General features: G+C 60.0%; 1 pseudogene. It reads right to left on the minus strand.

Annotated features, from left to right (window positions below):
• Positions 1-428, minus strand: a pseudogene (locus ETB99_RS14705) (N-acetylglucosamine-6-phosphate deacetylase); the annotation flags it as partial.

Raw genomic sequence — 428 nt, forward strand, 5'->3', positions numbered from 1 at the left:
CCGCACCAGCAACCCCCGGTTCACGGTGGTGAATGCCGCGCATCCCGTTAAATAAGTGGGTGGCATGCGTCACCCCCGCAGCGACCGCCGCTTTCACCTCCTCGTAAACAGCGTCGGAATGGCCGATCGAGGCGACGACCCCCGTTTTCTTTAAATAAGCGACAAGATCAAGCCCCCCGTCCCGCTCTGGAGCGAGCGTCACAAGGCGGATATTGCCGCCGGCAACTTCTTGCCAACGCTGAAACAGTGAAATGTCCGGGTCAGCGAGGTGGCGTGGGTGCTGTGCCCCAGCGCGCTTCGGCGACAAAAACGGCCCTTCCAAATGAACACCGAGCACTTCAGCCGCCCCAGGATCGTTCTCCCGCTCCATATAACGCGCTACATTCACAAGTGCTGCTTCGATTTGTTCACTCGGCGCCGTCATGGTC

The organism is Anoxybacillus sp. CHMUD (assembly GCF_013096965.1).
Taxonomy (GTDB): Bacteria; Bacillota; Bacilli; order Bacillales; family Anoxybacillaceae; genus Anoxybacillus; species Anoxybacillus kestanbolensis_A.